7 protein-coding genes and 1 pseudogene are annotated in these 6,213 nt (G+C 70.5%); 3 read left to right on the forward strand and 5 right to left on the reverse strand.

Annotated features, from left to right (window positions below):
* The first annotated feature begins 93 nt into the window (after positions 1 to 93).
* Together AOK15_RS12625 and AOK15_RS12630 are read left to right on the forward strand one after the other, a co-directional pair.
* Positions 94 to 1,254, forward strand: coding sequence for an adenosine deaminase (locus AOK15_RS12625; RefSeq protein ID WP_055515950.1), 1,161 nt, complete (start codon positions 94 to 96; stop codon positions 1,252 to 1,254).
* Positions 1,255 to 1,392: 138 nt separating this feature from the next.
* Positions 1,393 to 1,764 carry a hypothetical protein gene (locus AOK15_RS12630; RefSeq protein ID WP_055515952.1) on the forward strand — a complete coding sequence of 124 codons (372 nt, stop codon included), beginning with the start codon at positions 1,393 to 1,395 and terminating at the stop codon, positions 1,762 to 1,764.
* A 77-nt stretch (positions 1,765 to 1,841) separates the two neighbouring features.
* Here AOK15_RS12630 and AOK15_RS12635 read toward each other — a convergent pair whose 3' ends face one another.
* The 5 genes from AOK15_RS12635 to afsQ1 form a co-directional block, all read right to left on the reverse strand.
* Positions 1,842 to 2,042: a PspC domain-containing protein gene (locus tag AOK15_RS12635; RefSeq protein WP_055515954.1), complete on the reverse strand. Its 201-nt coding sequence runs from the start codon at positions 2,040 to 2,042 to the stop codon at positions 1,842 to 1,844.
* 126 nt (positions 2,043 to 2,168) lie between these two features.
* Complete coding sequence (locus tag AOK15_RS12640) at positions 2,169 to 2,720, reverse strand: VanZ family protein (protein ID WP_055515956.1); 552 nt, start codon at positions 2,718 to 2,720, stop codon at positions 2,169 to 2,171.
* Positions 2,721 to 2,795: 75 nt separating this feature from the next.
* On the reverse strand, positions 2,796 to 3,440 hold the full coding sequence (locus AOK15_RS12645; protein WP_055515957.1) for a hypothetical protein: 645 nt from the start codon (positions 3,438 to 3,440) through the stop codon (positions 2,796 to 2,798).
* A gap of 41 nt (positions 3,441 to 3,481) precedes the next feature.
* Complete coding sequence (locus AOK15_RS12650) at positions 3,482 to 5,074, reverse strand: sensor histidine kinase (protein WP_055515959.1); 1,593 nt, start codon at positions 5,072 to 5,074, stop codon at positions 3,482 to 3,484.
* Positions 5,071 to 5,748, reverse strand: a complete 678-nt coding sequence (gene afsQ1 / locus AOK15_RS12655) for a two-component system response regulator AfsQ1 (RefSeq protein WP_055515961.1) — start codon at positions 5,746 to 5,748, stop codon at positions 5,071 to 5,073. The genes AOK15_RS12650 and afsQ1 overlap by 4 nt, the downstream gene beginning before the upstream one ends.
* Before the next feature lie 276 nt (positions 5,749 to 6,024).
* Here afsQ1 and AOK15_RS46715 point away from each other — a divergent pair.
* A pseudogene (locus AOK15_RS46715) lies at positions 6,025 to 6,213 on the forward strand (SigE family RNA polymerase sigma factor); the annotation flags it as partial.

The following is a 6,213-nucleotide window of genomic DNA, read 5'->3' on the forward strand; positions in this document are numbered from 1 at the left end:
GATGGTGTACGCCACCCGTCCTGCGGGTCACCGTTGGGTATCGACGCCACCTCCCGACAGGTGCTCTACGCGCGTAGGCGATATGGTGCGAAAATGACGAACCAGACTGACCGGACCGGAACCACCCCGGACTCGGACCAGATCCGCCGGGCGCCCAAGGTTCTGCTGCACGACCACCTCGACGGCGGGCTCCGCCCCGGCACCGTCGTCGAACTCGCCGACGCCGCCGGCTACACCTCCCGGCTGCCGGAGACCGACCCCGACCGGCTCGGCGTCTGGTTCCGCGAGGCCGCCGACTCCGGTTCCCTGGAGCGGTACCTGGAGACCTTCTCGCATACCGTCGCTGTCATGCAGACCCGCGACGCGCTCGTCCGGGTCGCCGCCGAGTGCGCCGAGGACCTCGCCGAGGACGGTGTCGTCTACGCCGAGGTCCGCTACGCCCCCGAGCAGCATCTCGACGGCGGCCTGAGCCTCGAAGAGGTCGTCGAGGCCGTCAACGAGGGCTTCCGCGAGGGCGAGCGCCGGGCCAGGGAGGCAGGTCGCCGCATCCGCGTCGGCGCCCTGCTCACCGCCATGCGGCACGCCGCCCGCGCCCTGGAGATCGCCGAACTCGCCAACCGCTACCGCGACCTGGGCGTCGCCGGCTTCGACATCGCCGGCGCGGAGGCCGGCTACCCGCCCACCCGGCACCTCGACGCCTTCGAGTACCTCAAGCGCGAGAACAACCACTTCACCATCCATGCCGGGGAGGCCTTCGGGCTGCCCTCCATCTGGCAGGCGTTGCAGTGGTGCGGCGCCGACCGGCTCGGCCACGGCGTCCGCATCATCGACGACATCCAGGTCCACGAGGACGGCTCGGTGAAGCTCGGCCGGCTCGCCTCCTACGTCCGCGACAAGCGGATCCCGCTGGAGCTGTGCCCCAGCTCCAACCTTCAGACGGGCGCCGCCCGTTCGTACGCCGAGCACCCCATCGGGCTGCTGCGCCGACTGCACTTCCGTGCCACGGTCAACACCGACAACCGGCTGATGTCCCACACCAGCATGAGCCGTGAATTCGAGTACCTGGTCGAGGCCTTCGGTTACACGCTCGACGACATGCAGTGGTTCTCGGTCAACGCCATGAAGTCGGCATTCATTCCTTTCGATGAACGACTGGCCATGATCAATGATGTGATCAAGCCCGGATATGCCGAGTTGAAATCCGAATGGCTGTTCCGTCAAACGGCCTCCACCAGTGGTTCTGTCGACGAATAGCGTCGAATATCGATTCCGTGAGCGGTCGCGTGGAGGGCGACACGGCTGCTTTTCGATGTTTGCCACCGGCGGGACTTTGGTGTTTACGTTTCGGCACCGCTCACCACCCGTCGAACGCATTCCAAGGACGCATTCAACATGAAGCAGTCTGCTGCCAAGACCCTCGGCGTCGCCGCCCTCGGTGCCGCCATCGCCGCTGCGGGCGCGGGCGCCGCGAACGCCGCCCCGAGCATGCCGGCCGCTCCCGACGCCTCCCAGGCCGTGGGCACCGTCGCCCAGTCGCTGCCCGTGGAGAACGTGTCGAAGGCGCTGCCGGGTGGCGCCGGCGCCGTCACTCAGGGGCAGCGTGCGCTCGGCGCGGGTCTGGAGTCGGCGCACCCCGCCGTCGCCAACGTCCTCGCCGAGGGGCCGACCGGCCCCGGCGGCGGGCTGCTGGGCGGCCTCCCCGCCGGCAAGACCCTGCCTACCAAGCGCCTCGGCGTGAACGGCCTGCCCCTCGGCGGCGCCTGAGCGGACCGCTTCACTCGTACACCGATGGGGCGCACCCGGCGAGGGTGCGCCCCATCGGCGTGGCCGGCGGAGATGTGTCACCACGCCGTGCGGGCCTTCCCCTCGGACGGGAACAGGATCCACAGGGCTATGTAGAGCAGGAACTGCGGGCCCGGAAGCAGACACGACGCGAGGAACAGCACACGCATCGTGGTCGCGGAGGTGCCGAAGCGCCGGGCCAGCGCTGCGCACACTCCGCCGATCATCCGGCCTTCCGCGGGGCGGGCAAGGCGGCTCATGAGGGCTCCTTCGTCAGCGTAGGACGCCGGCCGTGGGCCGACGGTGGGGGCGGGGGCCTCCTGGTGGCCGCCGCTCTCTTTTCCACACCATCGACGCTACGGTGACGAAGCGGACGAAGCGTCCCTCTACGGAGCCATCTCGACCCTGGGAATCGTCGGGGTCCGACCCTGAGGATGCTCCTCACGGCGGAGGTCCGTCGGCACCCGGCTGTCCACCCTGCGACGGAGCGCGGCCCTGGCCGCCGGGACGACGGCGACATGGGCGAGGCCCACACCGACCGCGTTCAGCAGGATCGAGTCGATGTCCACGACCTGGCCCGGCACCCCGGTCTGCAACAGCTCGACCGCCAGCGAGAGCAGCGCTCCGGCCGCGACCGACCGGGCCAGCGAGGCGACCGGCGACACCGACAGCCGGCCGTGCACCAGCGGCAGCAGCACACCCAGCGGTGCCAGCAGCGCCAGCCCCTCGCCGATCCGCAGGGCCGCCTCCGGCCAGCCCAGCGCCAGATCCGCTCTGATCCCCGCGAAGGGCCGCATGTTGGTCGGACTCACCCAGGTGACGTCCAGCGGACGCAGCGTGATCCAGGCAACGACCGCGAGATGTGCGGCGAGGAGGACACCCCCCGCCGCACGAACACGGACCGCGGCACTACCGCCGCTCGTACCTTGACGCTGCACGCCCCCCAAGACGCGCCCTCCGGCGCGATCGGTTCCGCTCGATTTTTCCGGTGGCCCCGAGGCGGCGGAAAGGCGTCAGGAACCCGAGACCTCCGTCGAGGGCGGTATCCCCGCCCCCGGATCCGACTGGACGTCCGCGGTGCACTCGTAGCGGCGCAGCGCGTCGGCGCTGGTGCTGCCCAGAACGACCGAGCCGTTGTCGCCGGTCGCCGCCGTGTCCGCGAAGGTGCACACGATCTGCGCGAGGGCGTACTTGGGCAGGGCGTCGGGGGCGGTGGACAGCCGCAGGGTGTCGTCGGGGTCACCCGGCCGCGGGCCGGTCACCGTGATCCCGGGCGGCACGGCCGTGCGGTAGCCGGCCTCGTCCTCCACGCCCGACGGTGTCTCGCCCAGGGCCTTCAGGAGCCCCTGGGCGACGACCACGCGCCGCTTCGCCTCGTCCGTGCCGTCGGCGACCCGCACCGAACGGTCGACCCGGACGAGCGCCCCGGAACAGAGCAGGAACACCTCGACGGGCATCCCCGACGGGCCGGCCTGCGTCGCGAGGTCCGTCATCGACGACTCGCAGGGCACCATCGAGGGCGCGGGACCGAAGTCCGTCGGCACCTGGGTGGCCCGGATCCCGCAGCCCGCCAGCAGCCCGGTGAGCACCCCGCCCGCGGCCAGGATCTGTACGCCCCGCGCCCGCGCGGCCCGCCCCTGTCGCTCCCGCGTCCGCATCCGCCGCACCCGTGTGTCTCTCGCCGGTACCTCTCGTATCGTCACTGCCCGCCCCCCTCGGTGTCCTCCGTGCCGCTGTCGCCCTGGTCCCCGTCGCGTTCTCGTGCGATCAGCGAGGCGGCGTCCCTGGGCAGGCGGAGGGTGAAGACCGCGCCTCCCTCGGGGGAGTTGGCGGCGGTGATCCCGCCGCCGTGGATGTGGGCGTTCTCCAGGGCGATGGACAGGCCGAGGCCGCTGCCCTCGGAGCGCGGACGGGAGGCGCTCGCCTTGTAGAAGCGGTCGAACACGTGCGGGAGGACGTCCTCGGGGATGCCGGGCCCGTGGTCCCGCACCCGGATCAGCAGGTCCTCGCCCTCCAGGTGCACCGAGACCCGCACCGGCGAACCGCCGTGCTTGAGGGCGTTGCCGATGAGGTTGGCGAGGATCACGTCCAGGCGGCGCGGGTCGAGGTTGGCCATGATGCCGCGCTCGGCGTCCAGGTCCACCGCGTCCAGCCAGGCGCGGGCGTCGATGCAGGCGGTGATCTGGTCGGCGATGTCCACGTCGTCGAGGACCAGCCGGGCCGTGCCCGCGTCGAAGCGGGTCACCTCCATCAGGTTCTCGACGAGGTCGTTCAGGCGCCGGGTCTCGCTCACCACGAGCCGTACGGCGGGCTCGATCATCGGGTCGACGCTGCCGGTCTCCGCGTCCAACTCCTCCTCCAGCACCTCCGTGACGGCGGTGATCGCCGTCAGCGGTGTACGGAGTTCGTGCGACATGTCGGCGACGAAGCGGCGGGACGCCTCCTCGCGGGCGCTCATGTCGTCGACCTTCTTCTCCAGCGACTCCGCCGCGAGGTTGAAGGTCCGTGAGAGATCGGCCAGTTCGTCCGTGCCGGAGACACGCAGCCGGGTGTCGAGCTTGCCCTCGCCGAGCCGCCGGGCGGCCACCCCGAGGCGCTGCACCGGCTTCAGCACGGTCGTCGCGGCGGCCTGCGCGAGCAGTGCCGAGCCGATCAGCGACAGACCCGTCGCGATCCCCAGTGACCAGGCCAGCGAGTTGAGGTCCTCGGCCTCCTTCTCCAGCGACTTGCGCATATAGGCGGTCGGGCCGCCGCCGATCATCTTCGCGCCGCCCACCAGATACGGGGTGTCGCCGTCGATGACCCGCTGCCAGTACACGTGGTACGGGTCCTGGTTCCCGGAGGTGATCTTCTGCCGCTTGTTGACGGCCTTCTGCAGGGACGCGGGCACGTCGTCGAGGGAGAAGCCGTTCAGCGCGTTGTCGGTCGAGGAACCCGACACGGTCCTGCCGGAGGCGTCCTCGTCGAGGAGGAGCACACCGAAGCGCTCACCGCCGTCGGCCATCTTGCGCGCGGCGATCCGCAGTTGGTCCTGGGAGGGGTTCGGGCGGAGCGTGCTCACATGGCTCTGCAGCTCACGCTCGAAGTCGTTCAGCGCCGCGTCCTGCGCCCGGCTCTGTACGGCCTCCCGGTTGAGCCAGTACGCGATACCGGACGCCGACACGGCGGCCGTGAGCGCCACCAGCCCGAACACCACCACCAGGCGCAGCCGCAGGCTGGTGAAACGAATCCGGGACTGGACCTTCGTACGCGTCGCGGACCAGCCGCGGATCCCCCCTCGAGCCTTCGTCACTGAGGAACGTCCAGCCGGTAGCCCACACCACGGACCGTACGGATCAGGGTCGGCGACGACGGCACGTCCTCGACCTTCGCGCGCAGCCGCTGGACGCACGCGTCGACCAGCCGGGAGTCGCCCAGGTAGTCGTGCTCCCACACCAGGCGCAGCAACTGCTGCCGGGACAGGGCCTGTCCGGGGCGCCGGCTCAGCTCCAGCAGCAGCCGCAGCTCGGTCGGCGTCAGCTGGAGGTCCTCGCCGTTCTTCGTCACGGTCATGGCCGCGCGGTCGATGACGAGGCTGCCGAAGGTCGCCGCGTCATTGGCCTCGCGCTCACCGCGCCGCAGCACCGCGCGGATACGGGCGTCCAGCACGCGCCCCTGCACGGGCTTGACCACGTAGTCGTCCGCACCGGACTCCAGGCCCACCACGACGTCGATGTCGTCGCTCCGGGCGGTCAGCAGGATGATCGGCAGCTGGTCGGTGCGCCGGATACGACGGCACACCTCGAAGCCGTCGATGCCGGGCAGCATCACGTCCAAAACGATCAGATCCGGCCGCTGTTCGCGCAGCAGCTTGAGACCATCCTCGCCGGTGGCGGCGGTGGCGACACGGTGCCCCTGGCGCGTCAGTGAGAGCTCCAGGGCCGTGCGGATGGCGTCGTCGTCCTCGATCAGCAACAGGGAAGGCACGGGCTCATTCTGGCCCATGGCATGGCCACGAATCGACCGTTGAAGCGCTCCCACGCGACACCCGCACACGATCGTGCCGTTCGCGTAGTCGTACGACTCTTCTCTGTGAGCGCGCTGTGTCTTCCCTGGGGCCGACCCCTGTGACAGGTCTGTGACAGTCGGCGGACACGGCCATGAAAGTGGCCCGGCAATCTTTTCGGCACAGGCAAGAAGCACCGCGGCGGTCGAGCGCCGAAGCGGGGTGAGGGACCGGAACTCCACGACGGGGGGCGCGAGATGAACACGCTGCACAGCACCAGCACTAGCGCAGTTGTCACGCGTCTCCACGACGTCATCCGGAACACGGAGAAGTCCGGTGCCGTGAGCGGGCGGGGGTGCGCTCGCGGTACCGGGCGTCAGCACGCCACGTACATGTCGGTGGTTGACGCACACGTGGGGGGAAGCGCCACGGGGGTGGCCCACGGG

This window comes from Streptomyces ossamyceticus (assembly GCF_001418475.1).
In the GTDB taxonomy this organism is placed as follows: domain Bacteria; phylum Actinomycetota; class Actinomycetes; order Streptomycetales; family Streptomycetaceae; genus Streptomyces; species Streptomyces ossamyceticus.